This window comes from Leisingera sp. S232 (assembly GCF_049800895.1).
Classification (GTDB): domain Bacteria; phylum Pseudomonadota; class Alphaproteobacteria; order Rhodobacterales; family Rhodobacteraceae; genus Leisingera.
On record NZ_JBNAFX010000004.1, the window covers coordinates 194,984 to 212,588 of the forward strand.

The 17,605-nt window shown below is 60.1% G+C and carries 19 protein-coding genes and 1 pseudogene; 15 read left to right on the forward strand and 5 right to left on the reverse strand.

Features of this window, described 5'->3' with window-relative positions:
- Positions 1 to 218: 218 nt before the first annotated feature.
- The gene (locus ACP151_RS05195) at positions 219 to 1,424 is read right to left on the reverse strand and encodes a PLP-dependent aminotransferase family protein (RefSeq protein WP_424977796.1); all 1,206 of its coding nucleotides are present in this window, start codon (positions 1,422 to 1,424) and stop codon (positions 219 to 221) included.
- A gap of 157 nt (positions 1,425 to 1,581) precedes the next feature.
- Here ACP151_RS05195 and ACP151_RS05200 point away from each other — a divergent pair, with 157 nt between their 5' ends.
- Together ACP151_RS05200 and ACP151_RS05205 are read left to right on the forward strand one after the other, a co-directional pair.
- Entirely contained in the window at positions 1,582 to 2,352 is a 771-nt protein-coding gene (locus tag ACP151_RS05200; RefSeq protein WP_424977797.1) for a FadR/GntR family transcriptional regulator, read from the forward strand.
- Positions 2,353 to 2,589: 237 nt separating this feature from the next.
- Positions 2,590 to 2,819 (forward strand): annotated as a pseudogene (locus ACP151_RS05205) (IS481 family transposase); the annotation flags it as partial.
- A 61-nt stretch (positions 2,820 to 2,880) separates the two neighbouring features.
- On the opposite strand, the gene ispH reads toward ACP151_RS05205, so the two are convergent.
- Both ispH and ACP151_RS05215 read right to left on the reverse strand, forming a co-directional pair.
- Positions 2,881 to 3,831 carry a 4-hydroxy-3-methylbut-2-enyl diphosphate reductase gene (ispH, locus tag ACP151_RS05210; RefSeq protein ID WP_424977798.1) on the reverse strand — a complete coding sequence of 317 codons (951 nt, stop codon included), beginning with the start codon at positions 3,829 to 3,831 and terminating at the stop codon, positions 2,881 to 2,883.
- A 230-nt stretch (positions 3,832 to 4,061) separates the two neighbouring features.
- Positions 4,062 to 4,631: an NYN domain-containing protein gene (locus ACP151_RS05215; RefSeq protein ID WP_019296609.1), complete on the reverse strand. Its 570-nt coding sequence runs from the start codon at positions 4,629 to 4,631 to the stop codon at positions 4,062 to 4,064.
- A gap of 136 nt (positions 4,632 to 4,767) precedes the next feature.
- Here ACP151_RS05215 and folK point away from each other — a divergent pair, with 136 nt between their 5' ends.
- The 12 genes from folK (at position 4,768) to recO (ending at position 14,324) form a co-directional block, all read left to right on the forward strand.
- Complete coding sequence (gene folK / locus ACP151_RS05220; RefSeq protein WP_424977799.1) at positions 4,768 to 5,337, forward strand: 2-amino-4-hydroxy-6-hydroxymethyldihydropteridine diphosphokinase; 570 nt, start codon at positions 4,768 to 4,770, stop codon at positions 5,335 to 5,337.
- Positions 5,338 to 5,430: 93 nt separating this feature from the next.
- Positions 5,431 to 5,784 carry a DNA-directed RNA polymerase subunit omega gene (rpoZ, locus tag ACP151_RS05225; protein ID WP_424977800.1) on the forward strand — a complete coding sequence of 118 codons (354 nt, stop codon included), beginning with the start codon at positions 5,431 to 5,433 and terminating at the stop codon, positions 5,782 to 5,784.
- Positions 5,785 to 5,820: 36 nt separating this feature from the next.
- Complete coding sequence (locus ACP151_RS05230; RefSeq protein ID WP_424977801.1) at positions 5,821 to 7,953, forward strand: RelA/SpoT family protein; 2,133 nt, start codon at positions 5,821 to 5,823, stop codon at positions 7,951 to 7,953.
- 54 nt (positions 7,954 to 8,007) lie between these two features.
- On the forward strand, positions 8,008 to 8,649 hold the full coding sequence (locus ACP151_RS05235) for a DUF2062 domain-containing protein (protein WP_424977802.1): 642 nt from the start codon (positions 8,008 to 8,010) through the stop codon (positions 8,647 to 8,649).
- 105 nt (positions 8,650 to 8,754) lie between these two features.
- A complete protein-coding gene (locus ACP151_RS05240; protein ID WP_424977803.1) occupies positions 8,755 to 9,507 on the forward strand; it encodes a pyridoxine 5'-phosphate synthase in 753 nt (250 codons plus the stop codon).
- Positions 9,507 to 9,926, forward strand: a complete 420-nt coding sequence (locus ACP151_RS05245; protein WP_424977804.1) for an ABZJ_00895 family protein — start codon at positions 9,507 to 9,509, stop codon at positions 9,924 to 9,926. The genes ACP151_RS05240 and ACP151_RS05245 overlap by 1 nt, the downstream gene beginning before the upstream one ends.
- Complete coding sequence (gene acpS, locus ACP151_RS05250; protein ID WP_424977805.1) at positions 9,923 to 10,354, forward strand: holo-ACP synthase; 432 nt, start codon at positions 9,923 to 9,925, stop codon at positions 10,352 to 10,354. The genes ACP151_RS05245 and acpS overlap by 4 nt, the downstream gene beginning before the upstream one ends.
- A 59-nt stretch (positions 10,355 to 10,413) precedes the next feature.
- Positions 10,414 to 11,250: a signal peptidase I gene (gene lepB, locus ACP151_RS05255; RefSeq protein ID WP_424977806.1), complete on the forward strand. Its 837-nt coding sequence runs from the start codon at positions 10,414 to 10,416 to the stop codon at positions 11,248 to 11,250.
- Positions 11,247 to 11,924 carry a ribonuclease III gene (gene rnc, locus ACP151_RS05260; RefSeq protein WP_424977807.1) on the forward strand — a complete coding sequence of 226 codons (678 nt, stop codon included), beginning with the start codon at positions 11,247 to 11,249 and terminating at the stop codon, positions 11,922 to 11,924. The genes lepB and rnc overlap by 4 nt, the downstream gene beginning before the upstream one ends.
- Before the next feature lie 281 nt (positions 11,925 to 12,205).
- The gene (era, locus tag ACP151_RS05265; RefSeq protein ID WP_424977808.1) at positions 12,206 to 13,111 is read left to right on the forward strand and encodes a GTPase Era; all 906 of its coding nucleotides are present in this window, start codon (positions 12,206 to 12,208) and stop codon (positions 13,109 to 13,111) included.
- 88 nt (positions 13,112 to 13,199) lie between these two features.
- A complete protein-coding gene (locus ACP151_RS05270) occupies positions 13,200 to 13,529 on the forward strand; it encodes a DUF1491 family protein (protein WP_424977809.1) in 330 nt (109 codons plus the stop codon).
- A gap of 69 nt (positions 13,530 to 13,598) precedes the next feature.
- The gene (recO, locus tag ACP151_RS05275) at positions 13,599 to 14,324 is read left to right on the forward strand and encodes a DNA repair protein RecO (protein ID WP_424977840.1); all 726 of its coding nucleotides are present in this window, start codon (positions 13,599 to 13,601) and stop codon (positions 14,322 to 14,324) included.
- On the opposite strand, the gene ACP151_RS05280 is transcribed toward recO, so the two are convergent.
- Positions 14,308 to 14,700 (reverse strand): META domain-containing protein, encoded by a 393-nt coding sequence (locus tag ACP151_RS05280; protein WP_424977810.1) that lies wholly within the window; start codon positions 14,698 to 14,700, stop codon positions 14,308 to 14,310. The genes recO and ACP151_RS05280 overlap by 17 nt on opposite strands.
- A gap of 293 nt (positions 14,701 to 14,993) precedes the next feature.
- Positions 14,994 to 16,679: an acyl-CoA dehydrogenase family protein gene (locus ACP151_RS05285; protein WP_424977811.1), complete on the reverse strand. Its 1,686-nt coding sequence runs from the start codon at positions 16,677 to 16,679 to the stop codon at positions 14,994 to 14,996.
- Positions 16,680 to 16,823: 144 nt separating this feature from the next.
- Here ACP151_RS05285 and ACP151_RS05290 point away from each other — a divergent pair, with 144 nt between their 5' ends.
- Positions 16,824 to 17,591, forward strand: coding sequence for a sulfite exporter TauE/SafE family protein (locus ACP151_RS05290; RefSeq protein ID WP_424977812.1), 768 nt, complete (start codon positions 16,824 to 16,826; stop codon positions 17,589 to 17,591).
- Positions 17,592 to 17,605: the final 14 nt, after the last annotated feature.

The window sequence follows — 17,605 nt, forward strand, 5'->3', positions numbered from 1 at the left end:
TCTCCACTATATCTTGTGGATAACCTACGGTTTCCGGCGGTGTTCTGCTTAGCCGTGCGTGAACGCCGACTGCGCAGGGTCACTTTGCTGTCCTGTCCCACCCGGTCACAGGCCAGACCGGGCCGACCCGCCCCCATGGGGCGACACAATTGCCCCCGCGCTAGCCTCTGCGACCCTCATTTCCTGGCACCAACGGCACGGTTTATGCACGTGAACGCCTAGATTGACCCTAACAGCCGCCCCAGCCGGGCAATTCCTTCCTCAATTGCCGTATGGTCGGAATTGGAGAAGCTCAGCCGGATTGTATTCCCGCCGCTGCCATCGGCGAAAAACGCCTGGCCAGGAACAAAGGCCACTCTCTCGGTCTCCAGTGACCGGGCCAGCACCTTCGCGCCGTCCATGCCTTTGGGCAGGGTAATCCAGACAAACATTCCACCCTCTGGCCGGGTCCAGCTCACATCTTTAGGCATGTGATCTTTCAGTGCCGCCAGCATCACATCGCGGCGGCGCTGATAGACCGCGCGCAACTGTTCGACATGCTTGTCGAAACAGCCCTCCGCAACGCCATGCACTGCCATCTGGTTGATGGTTGAAGTGTGCAAATCAGCCGCCTGCTTCAACAGTACCATCTGCGAGATCACCGGTTTGGCGGCCACCGCCCATCCCAGCCTCAAACCCGGTGACAACGTCTTGCTGAAGGAGCCGCAATAGACGGTCCGGCAATCCTCGATAGAGCCCTTCTGCTGCAGCTCCAGAGCCAGAACCGGCAGCACCGGTTCACCATCATAGCGCAGCGACTGATACGCCGCATCTTCGATGACGGCGCAATCCAGTTCCGCGGCCAGTGCCAAAAGCCTCAGACGCCCCTCCCGGTCCAGCGTCTCTCCTGTTGGATTGGCAAAGTCAGGCGACAGATAGGCAAATTTCACCGCGCCGGTTTCTGCCGCACCCTCTGTGTAACTTTCTGTCGTCCTGTTGCCATTCAAAGACAGCTGATCATAGCGTGGCTCATAAGCATTGAAGGCAGCCAGCGCACCCAAGTAGGTCGGCCAGCCGACCAGCGCGGTATCCCCCGGCGACAGGAACAGCTTGCCCAGATAATCCAGCGCCTGCTGCGAGCCCGAGGTGATCAGCACATTATCTGAATCGCAAACAATGCCGATCTTTGCCATCTCCTGCACAATCCACTGGCGCAGTGGCAGATAGCCTTCGCTGACGGAATACTGCAGCGCCTGTGCTTGCCGCTCGGGCGTCAGCGCAGCCTTGAACGCTTTGGCGAATTCATCTGCCGGGAACAGCGCCGGGTCCGGGATGCCGCCGGCAAAGGAAATGATGTCCGGCTGATCCAGCAGCTTCAGCAGCTCACGGATTTCGGACGCCTTCATCCGGCTGTTGCGGGTGGCAAAAATCTGTTCCAGATGCATGGCTTCCTCCTGACCAAAGTGATCGGTCCACGGTAAACGGGCCTAAAGAAAAGTCAATAATGCTGACCTATTATTGCAGCCATCGTGAAGCCGCGAAACCTTGCAGCTGGCTGACTGGCGTGGTCATATAAATTGACCAATCTGCCAGAGCGACCAGATGCCTTTCCACAAAGTTCAACCCGAAAAACTCTCTGCCTCTGTCGTCAAGCAGATCGAGCAGCTGATCCTGCGCGGGATACTATCGCCCGGTGAACGGCTGCCTGCCGAACGGGAACTGGCCGAGCGGCTCGGCGTCTCGCGCCCGTCGTTGCGCGATGCCATCGGCGAGCTGCAGGCGCGCGGCTTGCTGGCCTCCAAGGCAGGCTCCGGTGTATTTGTGGCCGATGTTCTGGGCTCTGCCTTCTCCCCCGCCTTGATCCAATTGTTCGCCACCCATGACGAGGCCGTGTTCGACTACCTCTCCTTTCGCCGCGACATGGAAGGGCTCGCTGCGGAGCGCGCCGCTCGGTTCGGCTCCGACTATGATCTGAAGGTGATCCAGGCAATCCTTGACAAGATGGAAGCGGCCGGCAATCCGGCCGAGTCCGAGGAAGCGGCCAAGCTTGATGCCCAGTTCCACTCCGCCATCATGGATGCCAGCCACAACGTCGTCATGCTGCATATGATGCGATCGATGTTTGATCTGCTGCGCGAAGGCGTGTTCTACAACCGCCGGATCATGTTCCAGCAGCACACCACCTATGAGGCGCTCTTGGAGCAGCACCGCGCCATCAATGCTGCCCTGCAGGCCCGCGACCCGCAACAAGCCCGTGCCGCGGTCGAGGCCCATCTGGACTATGTGAAACAGGCGCTCACCGACCACCAGCGCGCAGAGCGCAACGCCGAGATCGCAAAGCAGCGGCTGGAGCATGAAAACGGGAAGGGGTGAGGGGTTGGGTATATGACTGACCCGCGGGATTTGGACGAATCCGCTGGTGCGGTAATGGCGTTTGTTTCTGGTGTTGCGCGCTGATCTGAGCGGATCGATTTTTTGCGTGGCCAAACCTGCCTGACGATTGGGGCTCTCTCAGTCGACAGAGGAGGTTCCAATGACAGAGGGGAGAACAACGCCGCTTCGTGAGCGGGTGATGAAGTCATATATGCCGTTCTGAACCCAGCGGCTTTTGAGAGCATGACCCACACGATCAAGGACGCCACGGTCAAACGTATCACTAGGTAAACCACAAGCAGCTTCGCAGGCACCTCGCGGACTGCCAGGACGCCGACAGCTTTGCACGTCGCTTGAAGACAGCCATCGGACTGACGCCTTATGAGTACATCTGCAGAATCTGGACGTTAGAGCCAGATCGTTTCATTCCGGACCTGATCCACCAGATGCCGGGACTGAATCCTTAACGCGAATGGTTCGCATCAGGCGCAAATTCCGTAACCTGGATTGTTTTCAGCAGGCCGCCAGTTACGCCGGCTGACGCAATACGCGGGGGACCTTGAATTCAACCGTTTCCACGGCGGTTTCAACCACTTCGACTGTCACCTCATAGCGTTCGCGGAAGGCGTCGATCACCTCGTTGACCAGCAGTTCTGGGGCTGAGGCACCGGCGGTGATGGCAACGGAGCGGATGCCGTCCAGCGCACGCCAGTCGATGTTATCTGCCCGCTGAACCAGCTGGGCGTAGTCGCAACCGTTCTTGGCCCCGACCTCGACAAGACGGCGAGAGTTTGAGGAGTTCGGCGCGCCGACCACCAAAAGCGCGTCGGCCTTAGGAGCCACCGATTTCACCGCCTCTTGGCGGTTGGTGGTGGCATAACAGATGTCTTCCTTGTGCGGGCCGATGATATTGGGGAAGCGGTCTTCGAGTGCTGCAACGATGCCTTTGGTGTCATCGACTGACAATGTGGTCTGGGTGACATAGGCGAGGCGTTCGGGGTCGCGCACTTCTACTGTGGCCACGTCGGCGGCGGTTTCCACCAGCAGCACTTCGCCATCGGGCAGCTGGCCCATTGTGCCGATGGTTTCAGGGTGCCCCTTGTGGCCGATCATGATCATTTGCAAGCCGGCTTCGGCGTGGCGTTGTGCTTCGATATGCACCTTGGAGACAAGCGGGCAGGTGGCGTCCACATAGACCATCTCCCGTGCTTGGGCCGCTGCAGGCACTGACTTCGGCACGCCGTGAGCAGAAAAGATGACTGGTCGATCATCGGGGCACTCGTTCAGCTCTTCGACAAATACGGCACCTTTTTCGCGCAGGGAATCGACCACGAATTTGTTGTGTACTATTTCATGGCGCACATAGACCGGCGCCCCCCATTTTCCGATAGCCATTTCGACGATCTTGATGGCGCGGTCCACGCCTGCGCAGAAGCCGCGCGGTGCGGCAAGGTAGAGGGTCAGGGCTGGCTTGGTCATATGCGTCTCCTTGCGCGCCAGAGGTAAGCGCTTCAGGCGGCAAGGTCCAGTACCGGATAAGCCCGGGCATGGCAGCAACGCGCAGGGATGCAGTGGAGTGCCGCGTGCTCAATAATAGGCGTGCGACAATCCAGGCATGCCGACCTGTGAGGGAGGCGGGCAGCCATTCGTTCCGGAACAGTCACCGCCCCATCAGGTGGCTGTTCCGGTTCTTTCCCTGCGGTCCCGGCTCAGCCGTGTGCGGCGGTGGCGGAACGCGGTTCGCTTTGCTCGCGCGGCGGGCGGCCGATCACGTCGCGCAGCTCTTCCAGTTCGATGAAATTGTCAGCCTGGCGGCGCAGGTCGTCAGAAATCATCGGCGGCTGGCTGCGGATGGTCGAGACCACCGAAACCCGCACACCCTGGCGCTGCAGACTGGCAATGAGCGGGCGAAAGTCCCCATCACCTGAGAACAGCACAATATGGTCCACCCGCGGCGCCAGCTCCATGGCATCGACAGTAAGCTCAATGTCCATGTTGCCTTTGACTTTGCGGCGGCCCATGCTGTCGGTGTATTCCTTGGCCGGTTTGGTGACCATGGTGAACCCGTTATAGTGCAGCCAGTCGACAAGCGGCCGGATCGGCGAATATTCGTCATTCTCCAACAGGGCGGTGTAATAAAAAGCCCGCAGAAGCTTGCCGCGGCGCATGAATTCCTGCCGCAATAGCTTATAGTCGATATCAAACCCCAGCGCCTTGGCAGCAGCGTAGAGGTTTGACCCGTCTATGAACAGCGCGAGCCGTTCGTCCTTGTAAAACATCAAATTTTCCTTCCGGTATCTCCGCCTCGGCCGGGGGTTCCGTGAGTGAATGCTTGAAATCGGCGAAACGGGTAGACTTAATGTAAGTTATTTGTCATGTGCCGCAAGTATACTGTCCGTTTGAATAGGGTCAAAGATGGCCGTAAACTGTAAATCGGCGCTGATTGCACTTGGCGGCAACCTGCCCGCTGACGCTGATGCGCCTCAGATCACCTTGGCAAAGGCAATCGGGGCGCTGCAGTCAGGGGATATCGCCCTGCGCAGTGTGTCCCGCTTCTTTCAGACCCCCTGTTTCCCTGCTGGTGCCGGGCCGGATTATGTGAACGCAGCGGTTTCAGTGGAAACTGCATTGTCTGCCAGTGATCTGCTGGCGCGCCTGCATGATATTGAGGCGCAGTTTGCCAGGGTGCGGGCGCAGCGCTGGGGCATGCGGACGCTGGATTTGGATTTGGTGGATTTCGGCGGCGCGGTGCTGCCGGATGCGGCGGGGTATGCCCGCTGGCAGGGATTGCCGTTGGAACAGCAAATGCAAGAGGCGCCGGGCCAGCTGATCCTGCCGCATCCGCGCATCCAGGATCGCGCCTTTGTTCTGGTGCCGCTGGCCGATATCGCGCCGCGCTGGTGCCACCCGGTTCTGCAGAAATCCGTAACCGAGATGCTGGCACAGCTGCCGGAACAGGACATAGCAGCGGTTACCCCGCTCTGACCCGCGGAATGCGGTGTTTTCCGCCCTTGTCAAGGGAAAGATATGGGCGTAAATGTCTGCCTTCTGGACCAGGAATGAAATGGAGAGTCGCTGATGGCCCGCGTGACGGTTGAAGATTGCGTAGATAAAGTGCCCAATCGCTTTGAGCTGGTGATGCTGGCCGCGCACCGTGCCCGCGAGATTTCGGCTGGTGCCCCGATTACCGTCGAGCGCGACAACGACAAAAATCCGGTTGTCTCCCTGCGCGAAATCGCCGACGAGACCCAGACTGCCGATGATCTGCGCGAACGCCTGATTGAGAGCAATCAGACCCAGATCGAGGTTGACGAGCCAGAAGAAGATTCTATGGCTCTTCTGATGGGCGCGGATAACGACAAGCCTGCCGATGACGATATGTCGGAAGAGAAACTGCTGCGCGCGCTGATGGAGGCCCAGGGCCAGGGCTGAGGCGTACGCTTTCGAATTTGAGGCTGCGGACCGGACATGATTTCCCCTGATGACCTGATTGCTCTGGTCCGCAACTACAATCCCAAGACAAATGCGGATAGGGTCGCCGAAGCGTATGACTTTGGCGAGCAGATGCATGACGGGCAGTTCCGGCACTCGGGCGAGCCGTATTTTACGCATCCGGTGGCCGTGGCCGCTATCCTGACTGAGCAGCGCCTGGATGACGCAACGATCATCACCGCGTTGCTGCATGACACGATAGAAGACACCAAAGCCAACTACGAAGAAGTCGCCCGCCGCTTCGGCGATGAAGTGGCGATGCTGGTGGATGGCGTCACCAAGCTGACCAATCTGCAGCTGTCCAGCCGCGAAACCAAGCAGGCCGAGAACTTTCGCAAACTGTTCATGGCGATGTCCAAGGACCTGCGGGTGATTCTGGTCAAGCTTGCCGACCGTCTGCACAATATGCGCACCATCAAGGCGATGCGCCCGGAAAAGCAGGCCCAGAAAGCACGCGAGACCATGGATATCTATGCGCCGCTGGCTGGCCGCATGGGGATGCAATGGATGCGCGAAGAGCTGGAGGATCTGGCCTTCCGCGTGCTGAACCCGGAAGGGCGTCAATCGATCATCCGCCGTTTTGTGACGCTGCAGCGGGAAACTGGCGATGTGATCCACCGGATCACCGGCGACATGCGGCTGGAGCTGGAAAAGGCGGATATCGAGGCCGAAGTCTTTGGTCGCGCCAAGAAGCCCTATTCAATCTGGCGCAAGATGCAGGAGAAGGATCAGGGGTTCTCGCGGTTGTCCGATATCTATGGGTTCCGGGTGATCACCACATCGGAAGAGGACGCCTACCGTGCGCTGGGCGCCATCCATCAGCGATGGCGGGCGGTGCCAGGCCGGTTCAAGGACTACATCAGCCAGCCGAAATCCAACGGCTACCGTTCGATTCATACCACCGTGTCGGGCCGTGACGGGAAGCGGGTGGAGGTGCAAATTCGCACCCGCCAGATGCATGATGTGGCCGAAACCGGGGTGGCAGCGCATTGGTCCTACAGGGACGGGGTACGCACCGAAAACCCCTTTGCAGTGGACCCTGCCAAGTGGATCGCTTCGCTGACCGAGCAGTTTGACGCCGAGGATGATCACGACGAGTTCCTCGAAGCTGTGAAGCTTGAGATGTATTCAGACCAGGTGTTCTGCTTCACGCCCAAAGGGGATGTGATCAAGTTGCCCAAGGGCGCGACACCGATCGATTTTGCCTATGCCATTCACACCCGTATCGGCAGCTCCTGTGTCGGCGCCAAGGTGGACGGCATTCGGGTGCCGCTATGGACGCGGCTGCGCAATGGGCAGTCGGTGGATGTGATTACGGCAGAAGGCCAGACACCACAGCTGAGCTGGCTGGAGATCGCCACCACCGGTAAAGCCCGCACGGCCATCCGTCGCTCCCTGCGCGAGGCGGATCGGGCGCGGTTTGTGAAACTGGGGCATGAGCTGGCACGTTCGGCTTTTGAGCATGTGGGCAAGAAGGCGACAGACAAGGCGTTGGAAACCGCTGCGCGTGCGTTGCGGGCAAGCGATGTGGCTGAGCTTTTGGCGCGCCTGGGTGCGGCCGAAATCACGGCCCATGATGTTGTACAATCGGTCTACCCGGAATTGACTGCGGGCGATGGCGAAGAGATTTCGCCGCGTCGCGCCGTTATCGGCCTTGAACCGGGGCAGAGCTTTGAGCGCGCGGCCTGTTGCCAGCCTCTGCCCGGAGAGCGCATCATCGGCATAACCTACCGCGGCCGCGGTGTGGTGGTGCATGCGGCGGATTGCGACCGGCTGAGCGAATTTGAGGATCAGCCAGAGCGCTGGATGGACGTGCAATGGCACGGGGGAACCCATCCGGCGGCCTATGGCACCACGCTGGAGCTGACAATTGGCAACGATGCCGGGGTTTTGGGTCGCATTTGCACATTGATCGGCGAGAAAAAGGCCAATATTTCCGACCTGGAATTTGTTGACAGGAAACCAGACTTTTACCGGCTTATGATCAATGTGGAGCTGCGGGATGCAGAGCAGCTGCACTCGCTGATGCTGACGCTTGAGGCGGAAAGCGATGTTGCCGCTGTGGCGCGGTTCCGGGACAAGCCGGAAGAGCGCCATTTTCCGGGGTAACCCGTTGAGCTTTGAGCCGGAAACTGGGCCGGAAACTGGGAAGGACGCACAGCTTTGGTATTCAGGCGCCGGGACAGACGTCCGCCCCTTCGGGCGCTGACGGATTTTCTCTGGCCGCGCGGCGGCTGGGGCCGGGCTTTCCTGTACGTGAAGCACCGGGTGCGCCGCCTGCCGGATTCGCCTGAGCGCATCGCCCGCGGCATCTGGGCCGGGGTGTTCACCACATTCACGCCGTTCTACGGGATGCATTTTCTTGTCGCAGCCATCATCGCCCGGACGATGAATGGCAATATCCTGGCAGCGCTCAGCGCCACTTTCTTTGGCAATCCGCTGACCTATGTTCCGATTGGTGTTGCGTCCCTTCAGTCCGGCCACTGGCTGCTGGGGACAGAGTTCGATCAGGACGTCGACAAATCCCTGGTTGGCAAGTTTCTGGCCGCAGGCGGCGACCTAAAGGACAATCTGATCGCCCTGTTCAGGGACCGTCCGGCCGACTGGCAAGGGCTGCATTTGTTCTACAACGAAGTGTTTTATCCTTATATGATCGGTGGAATCATCCCGGGCGTGATTTCAGCTACGGTCTGCTACATGCTCAGCCTGCCGGTGATCCGGGTTTACCAGCAGCGCCGCCGAGCCAAGATCAAGGCCAAATTCGAGGCTATCAAGAAACGCGCCGAGATCGATACCGACATCTGATTGGCACGCCGTATTGTACCAATTTCTTTTGCAAGCTTGCTCTTGCTTGCTGTCTGTCTAGTCTTTGAGCAGAAGCTTTGACTACAACTGGATGACACAGATCTCATGACACAGAACCAACTGCGGCTGGGGGTCAACATCGACCATGTCGCCACTGTGCGCAACGCTCGTGGTGGCGCATATCCAGACCCGGTCCGGGCGGCGAAACTGGCTGAGGAAGCCGGCGCCGACGGTATCACGGCCCATCTGCGCGAAGACCGCCGTCACATCACCGATGCCGATATCGATGGGCTGATGGAAGCACTCAGCGTGCCGCTGAACTTTGAAATGGCAGCGACCGAAGAAATGCAGCGGATCGCATTGCGCCACAAACCGCACGCGGTTTGCATCGTGCCGGAAAAGCGCGAAGAGCGCACCACCGAGGGCGGGCTGGAAGTGGCGCGGGAGGAAAACCGGCTGGCCCATTTCATTGCCCCGCTGCGAGACGCGGGTTGTCGGGTGTCGATCTTCATCGCTGCCGACCAGAAGCAAATCGAGGCCGCGCACCGGATTGGTGCAGAGGTGATCGAACTGCACACCGGTGCCTATTGCGACTATCATGCGGACGGCAGGTTCGCAGACCGTGACCGCGAATTGGAAGCCCTGCGGGAGATGTCTGCCTACGGGGCGTCTCTGGGACTGGAGGTGCATGCAGGCCATGGTTTGACATATGATACTGTGCAGCCGGTTGCGGCCTTTCCAGAGGTGAAAGAGCTGAACATCGGCCACTTCCTGATCGGCGAGGCGGTCTTCCGCGGCCTGACCCCGGCAGTTCAGGAAATGCGCCGTCTGATGGATGCAGCGCGGGAGCAGGGGTGATGCAGGTCAATCTGATCCGTTATGGGCTCGTCTGGATGGCGGCTTCTGTTGTGATGCTGCTGGCGGGGGTGCTCCTGGCGCAATTCAGCATCGGCATGCCCGCCGGTCTGGCAACGGTTCTGCCTCCGATGGTGGCCTCGGTTGTGGAAGGCATGCGGGTTGCCCAGGTCGCACCTGCGCCTTTGCCAAGCAGAGATGCATGGATTTGCGCGGCAGCAATGACCGGGGTTGTTGCAGTGCTCACCATCATACAGCTGCCGCTTTACTGGAACAGCCCGATGGTGGCTGAAGCGCGGGAGACTATTCCTTTGGTCTATGTTGCTGGGATTTTCGTTGTCTTGCTGGGTGTTATCCTGATGGTCAACCGGCTGTTCCTGGGCCATGGTATCAAGCTGGGGTTGAAACGGCTGGAAGAATGATCCTGGGAATCGGAACCGATCTCGCCAATATCGAGCGTATCCAGCGTACGCTGGACCGTTTCGGCGACCGGTTCCGCAACCGGGTATTCACCAAAACTGAGCAGGAGAAGGCGGAGCGCCGCCGCGATGTGGCAGGGACCTATGCTAAGCGCTGGGCAGCCAAGGAGGCCTGCTCCAAGGCGCTGGGCACCGGGCTGCGTATGGGGATCGCCTGGAAGGACATGGCCGTCAGCAATCTGGCGACGGGCCAACCAGTGATGCATGTGACCGGCTGGGCGGCAGAGCGCCTGCAGCAGATGACCCCGTCCGGACATGAGGCGGTGATTCACGTAACATTGACCGATGACCATCCCTGGGCACAGGCCTTTGTGCTGATCGAGGCGCGCCGAGCGGACACGGACCCGGCGGAATCGCCTGCCGGAACTTGACTTGCCCCCTTCAGCCCCGCATGTAGCCCCGGACCCTTTTTTCCAAACCGGAGAGCCTGATGACGGCCAAAGCAAAGACCAGCAGTTCGATCATTGAGACGATCAAGACCGTTGTCTACGCGCTGCTGATCGCCGGTGTCTTTCGCACCTTGTTCTTTCAGCCCTTCTGGATTCCCTCCGGATCGATGAAGGAAACCCTGTTGATCGGGGATTTTCTTTTCGTCAACAAGGTGGCTTATGGCTATTCCTATGCCTCCTGCCCCAGTCTCCGACTGCCTGCGATCGGGGTGAACATCGACGCCAAGGATGTGTGCAGTTTTCTGGATGGGGACAACACCCGCCTGCTCGGCAGTGAACCCGAGCGTGGCGATGTGGCGGTGTTCCGTCACCCTGTGAATGGCCATGACTTCATCAAGCGGCTGATCGGCCTGCCAGGCGATACGGTCCAGATGAAGAACGGTGTGCTGTTCATCAACGGTGAACCGGTCAAGCTGCAGGATGCGGGCGCATTTGAGGAAGTGATGGAGCGCCAGGGCCCGCAAGGGTCAATGCCGCGCTGTGAAAACGCTCCGGTCGGCCAGGGCGCCATCTGCAAGAAATCGCGCCAGATCGAAACCCTGCCGGGCGGCTCTGAGCATACGGTGCTCAACATCACCAACCAAGGGGTCGATCACACCAGTGTCTACCACGTGCCGGAAGGGCATTATTTCTTTATGGGCGACAACCGCGACAATTCCTCGGACAGCCGGTTGCCACAGACCGCGGGCGGTGTCGGGTTTGTGCCTTATGAAAACCTGATCGGCCGTGCCGACCGGATCATGTTCTCCTCTGCCGGGCGCTCCATGCTCTACTTCTGGACCTGGCGTAGCAACCGTTTCTTCAAGGGGATCCAGTGAAACTGTCCAAGGAGCTGCACGCATTCGAAGAGCGGATCGGGCACAAATTCGCCCGTCCCGATCTGCTGCAGCGTGCCGTGACCCATGCGTCTGTGTCTTCTGCCACTCGCAAAGACAACCAGCGGCTGGAGTTTCTGGGAGACCGGGTGCTGGGGCTGGTGATGGCCACTGCGCTGCTGGAGCATGACAAGACCGCCACCGAGGGCCAACTGGCGCCGCGGTTCAATGCGCTGGTGCGCAAAGAAGCCTGCGCTGATGTTGCCAAGGAAATTGACCTGGGCGCCGTGCTGAAGCTGGGCCGCTCGGAGATGATGTCCGGCGGGCGCCGCAAGCAGGCACTGCTTGGCGATGCGATGGAGGCGGTCATCGCTGCGGTCTACAAAGATGCGGGATTTGACGCAGCCGCAGAGGTAATCATCCGCCTGTGGGGCAGCCGCATCCACCAGGTCGAAAGCGACGCGCGTGACGCCAAGACTTCCTTGCAGGAATGGGCTCAGGCTCGCGGCCAGAAGGTGCCGACCTATGTGGAGGTTTCGCGCAGCGGGCCGGACCACGCACCGGTCTTCACAATTGCCGCCCGCCTACAGGACGGCACCGAAGCGCAGGCGACGGCAGGGTCCAAACGACAGGCTGAACAGGCTGCGGCCAAGGCACTGCTGGAACAGCTCAGCTGATCCGTCAGATCGCCCGGATCTGGCTGGTCAGTCCGGTTTTCCGGCGCCTGATCACATGCCAATGATCTGCGCCCTGCCAGTGTTTCACGAAAAGCGAAGTTGGCAGGCCGAGTGGTCTGGCTTGCGGAAGGGCTTGGCGCCGCGACCGTCGCACCGGATCTGCCACAGGTTTTTGACACAGGGCAGGCTTGTGCATCCTTGCCTGACACCCAATGAAAACGCCTCTGGCCCCTTTGGGTGAAATCCTGTAGGGGTCTGCTCTGCAAACAGGACCAGTACAGATGACTACACGCGCCGGATTCATTGCCCTGATCGGAGAGCCCAATGCGGGCAAATCGACCCTTCTGAACCGCATGGTCGGGGCAAAGGTCTCGATCGTGACTCACAAGGTGCAGACCACCCGCGCCCGCATCCGCGGCGTGGCGATGGAAGGCGATGCGCAGCTGGTGTTTGTTGACACTCCAGGCCTGTTTAAACCGCGCCGCCGCCTGGACCGCGCAATGGTTGCAGCCGCATGGGGCGGCGCTGCGGACGCTGATGCCGTTGTGCTGATGGTTGAAGCGCATCGGGGCATCACTGAAGGCGTCGAAAAGATCCTGGAAGGGCTGGAGGAAATCGGCGAAGGCCGTACCGTGGCGCTGGCGATCAACAAGATCGACAAGGTGCCATCAGAGAAACTGCTGGGACTCACTCAGGATCTGAACAGCCGTTACAATTTCGCCGAGACGTTTATGATTTCGGCAGAGCGCGGCTACGGTGTTGATGACTTGCGCCAATGGTTGGCAGGCAAACTGCCAGAAAGCCCCTGGCTCTACCCCGAAGATCAGATCGCCGATCTGCCGATGCGGATGATCGCAGCCGAGATGACCCGCGAGAAACTGACCCTGCGCCTGCACCAGGAGCTGCCTTACCAGCTGACTGTCGAGACCGAGAAATGGGAAGAACGCAAAGACGGCTCCGCCCGCGTGGACCAGCTGATCTATGTAATGCGTGACGGCCACAAAGGGATCGTTCTGGGCAAGCGCGGCGAGACCATCAAGTCTGTTTCTCAGGCCGCCCGCGCCGAGCTGGAGGAATTCCTGGGCCGCAAAGTGCACTTGTTCCTGCAGGTCAAGGTGCGCCCGAACTGGCTGGAAGAGGCAGAACGCTATTCGGAAATGGGCCTCGACTTCAAAGACGGCAATTGATGCCTTCCCGCCTTTTCATCTTTCCGGAAATACTCCCGCCGGAGGCTCCCCTACTCGCCTTGGGCGCTGACATCAGCAGAGGCGCAGTATGACCCGCCTCACTGCCCGGTTCTGGGTTGATGCCTATCTGGCCCGCTTGCGGTTTCAGGACATCCCGGCTTTTGTCACCTCGCACGGGGACGACACCGCCGGCGCAGTGCTGGTGAAGCTCAACTCGCTTGATGGCCAGGCCCGCGCCTTTCATCGCACCTATGACTTGATGAGCGGTAATCGTAAATGGGACCAACTGGCAGCCGGTGCAGAAATGGATGTTGATGCCTCCATTAGCCGCCAGCGCGCATTTGATCCGGATCTATGGGTGATAGAGGTCGAGGACCGGATGGGGCGCCATCTGCTGGACGAACCCGGTCTGGAGTGACCCTGCGGCTTGCAGCTTGTCAGGCTATCGGTTCTGATAAGGCAGAGCGCAGGACAGGGAGGGCTGGTGTTGGAGTGGCGTGATCAGGGCATATTGCTTTCGGTGCGTCGCCACGGTGAAAGCTCAGCCATCATTGACGTCTTTACAGAAGGCCACGGCCGCCACGCCGGCGTTGTCCGTGGAGGGGCAGGCCGCCGGATGGCGCCGGTCCTGCAGCCCGGTGCACAGCTGGATGTGGCCTGGCGGGCGCGGCTGGAGGACCATCTGGGCAGCTTTCGTGCCGAACCGCTTCGCAGCCGCGCTGCTGCTGCGCTCTCCGGACGGTTGGCGCTGGCAGGGCTCAATGCTGTAACGGCGCTTTTGGCTTTCTGCCTGCCGGAACGTGAACCGCACGCGGACCTCTATGTGCGCAGCGAACAGCTGCTGGACCTGCTCGGGAATGAAACCCTCTGGCCACTCGCGTATCTACGCTGGGAGCTGGCGCTCTTGGAGGACATGGGTTTTGGGCTCGATCTGACGGCCTGTGCGGTGAGCGGCAGCCGGTTCGGACTGGCGTATGTCTCTCCAAAAACCGGCCGGGCTGTTTCACAGGAAGCTGCCGGGGAGTGGGCGGACCGGTTGCTGCCGCTGCCGCCAGTGATGCTTGGCCAGGGGAATGCAGAGGACGCTGAGATTGTTCAGGCCCTGCGCACCACGGGTCATTTCCTGGCAGCGAGGCTCGCGCCTGCGCTTGGCAACCACCCGGTGCCAGAGGCGCGCGGACGTTTGCTGGATCTTCTCAGCCGCCGTCTTTGAACAGCATCTCGCGCCCAGCCTCATTGCTAAGGATCAGCACGTCTCCTGAGACTTCAGCCAGCGTCATCTCTTGCAGCGCTTTCAAAAATACAGCTTCGGCGGCCAGTTCCGGGCAGGCGGCGCGTGTTACCGCAAGCTGGCTGATCTCAAACCATGGATAGGGCGCGGTTTGCTTGCCGAGAAAGCTGTTGCAAGGCGCTTTTCCCGCTGCCTCGCCGGGTTCCGGAAAGGTCAGGCTGGCGGTGGCGGTGAATGCGGCACCGTCCAGGCTTCGCAATTGCCATTCCCTTCCATCAGCCCCATAGGCCGACAGGGTTTCGTCTGTGCTACAGGCGCCCGACAGCAGCAGGGAGCCAATCAAAACTGCACGCAGCATATGGATCTCCGGAGGCTGCTTTTCACCACATTCTATGCCACAGCCGCGGGCGGCACACCCCCCTTCATTATTTCAGGAAGCTGTTCACGTTCTTGTATGGCTCTAGCAACAGGTTCTTTTGAGGAAATCTGTCTGGCAGACCGCTGCTTTTCGGGCGGGTCCGGGTGGTCTGAAAATCTTGTCCGGTGGTTGCGTGCCGGATGCATGCAAAGCAATTGCCGGCTGGTTACAGCCAAAAGCCCGGCGCGGACGCCGGGCCTGAATTTGAATTCATCCACTATTGGAGGCCGCAATCAGCCCAACAGGCGGCGGGCAATGACCTGAGCCTGAATTTCAGCGGCACCTTCAAAGATGTTGAGAATGCGGGCGTCACACAGGACGCGGGAGATCTTGTACTCCATCGCAAAACCATTGCCGCCATGGATCTGCAAACCATTGTCAGCGGCCGCCCAGGCGACCCGCGCACCCAGCAGCTTGGCCATGCCGGCTTCCAGGTCGCAGCGGTGGCCATGGTCTTTTTCCCAGGCCGAGAAATAGGTTAGCTGGCGGGCAATCATGATTTCCACCGCCATCATCGCCAGCTTGCCGGAGACGCGCGGGAAGTTGATCAGCGACTTGCCGAACTGCTTGCGTTCCTGCGCATACTGCATGGCGATATCCAGCGCCGACTGTGCCACGCCGATGGCGCGGGCCGCGGTCTGGATACGGGCCGATTCAAAGGTCTCCATCAGCTGTTTGAAGCCTTTGTTTTCCTCGCCGCCCAAGAGGTTCCCGCCCTTCACATGGAAGTTGTCGAAACCAAGTTCGTATTCCTTCATGCCACGGTAGCCCAGGACCTCGATCTCGCCGCCGGTCATGCCGTCGGTCGGGAAGGGATGCTCGTCGGTGCCCGGGGTCTTTTCGGCCAGGAACATCGACAGCCCGCGGTGATCGGTAGTGTTGGGGTCGGTGCGCGCCAGCAGGGTCATCACATGCGTGCGCGCTGCATGGGTGATCCAGGTCTTGTTGCCAGTGACTTTGTAATCGCCGTTCTCGTCCTTCACCGCGCGGGTGCGCAGGGAGCCGAGGTCGGAGCCGGTGTTCGGCTCGGTGAACACGGCAGTAGGCAGGATCTCGGCGCTGGACAGCTTGGGCAGCCAATTCGCTTTCTGTTCCTCGGTGCCGCCGCAAAGGATCAGCTCGGCTGCAATCTCGGAACGGGTGCCCAGAGAGCCAACGCCGATATAGCCGCGCGACAGTTCCTCGGAGACCACAACCATCGACGCCTTGGACAGGCCGAACCCGCCGTATTCCTCCGGGATGGTCAGGCCGAAAACACCCATTTCTGCCAGCTCTTCGATCACGCTCAGCGGGATCAGCTCGTCTTTCAGGTGCCAGTCATGGGCGTGGGGCTCGACCTTCTCGACCGCGTAGCGGCGGAACTGGTCGCGGATCATCTCCAGCTCTTCTTCCAGGCCGGAAGTGCCGAACATGGTGGCCCCTGCCTGCTCCTCCATCAGCTCCACCAAACGGGAGCGGGCGGCCTGGCTGTTGCCCTGCTCGCAGAGTGTCATCACCGCAGGCGCCATCAGGGAACGCTGCGCATCTTGGCTCAGGCCCAGATCCTGCAGGCGGATGATCTCGCCCTGGTTCATCTGGATGCCGCCGTAGACCTGCCACAGGTACTCGCCAAAGCCGATCTGATGGATCAGCTGCTCCATCTCGCCGAACTTGCCTTCGCCATCCAGCTTCTCGGCCCATTTCTGCATCTGGCGCAGCGAGTAGACGTAAGTGGCAAGCCACGACAGCCCGTGCGCCGCCACCTGGTTTTCCTCGATCAGCTTGCCGGAAACCCGGCCATCGCTGCTGACCATTTCCTTTACAGAGGCGCGTGCGGCTTCAAGCAGCTGGTCCAGCGGTTCCAGTGCAGCGCCGGTCAGTGCCAGCAGGTCGGGAATGAGTGTCGGTTTCATCTGCAAGTCCTGTCCGTCATGAGCCATGAATCAGATCCTTCTTCGGTCGCCCGGTGGTAAATCATTTCGCAGGCGCAGCGCAACAAAAATACTCATGCGTGCGGCGCTTGGATCAAATCTTGCGCGTTCATTTTGCAGTGCAGCGTCACGCGGATGTGGTAGAGCAGAGGCATGAGCGCATTGTTTTCTCTGATTTCCCCAGCTGATCTGGCTGCGGCATTTGGCATCGCATTGCTGGCTGGCACCGTCAAAGGGCTGGTTGGTTTTGCAATGCCGATGATCTTTATCTCTGGCCTCAGCATGTTCCTGGCACCTGATCTGGCGCTGGCGGGGCTGATTCTGCCGACACTGGTGACCAATGGGATCCAGGCGCTGAGACAGGGACCCCAGGCGGCGCTGGCCTCAATCGGTAAATTCCGGGTATTTCTGCTGATCGGCCTGATGTGCCTGCTGCTGAGCGCCCAGTCAGTGCGGGTATTGCCGCAGCAGGCGTTGCTGCTGGTGATCGGCGTCCCGGTGACTGCCTTCGCCTTTATTCAGCTGATGGGAAAGACCTTTACGATTGGCAATCCAACCCGCCGCAGCGAGGCGATGGTGGGCGGCATTGCGGGTCTGATTGGCGGTGTTTCCGGAGTTTGGGGGCCGCCGACCGTAGCCTATCTGACTGCATTGGGCACCGAGAAAACCGAGCAGATCCGCGTGCAGGGAGTGATCTACGGTCTTGGCGCCGTGGCATTGCTGTTGGCCCATGTCGGTTCAGGGGTGATGCGGGCTGAGACGGCACCATTCTCTTTGGCTCTGATTGTGCCCGCAGTGGCAGGCATGTGGATCGGCGGCCAGTTGCATGACCGGATCGATCAGGTGCTGTTCCGCAGGGCCACACTTGTTGTGCTGTTGATTGCCGGATTGAACCTCTTGCGCCGCGGGCTGCTGATGTAAACAGTGCAGAAGCG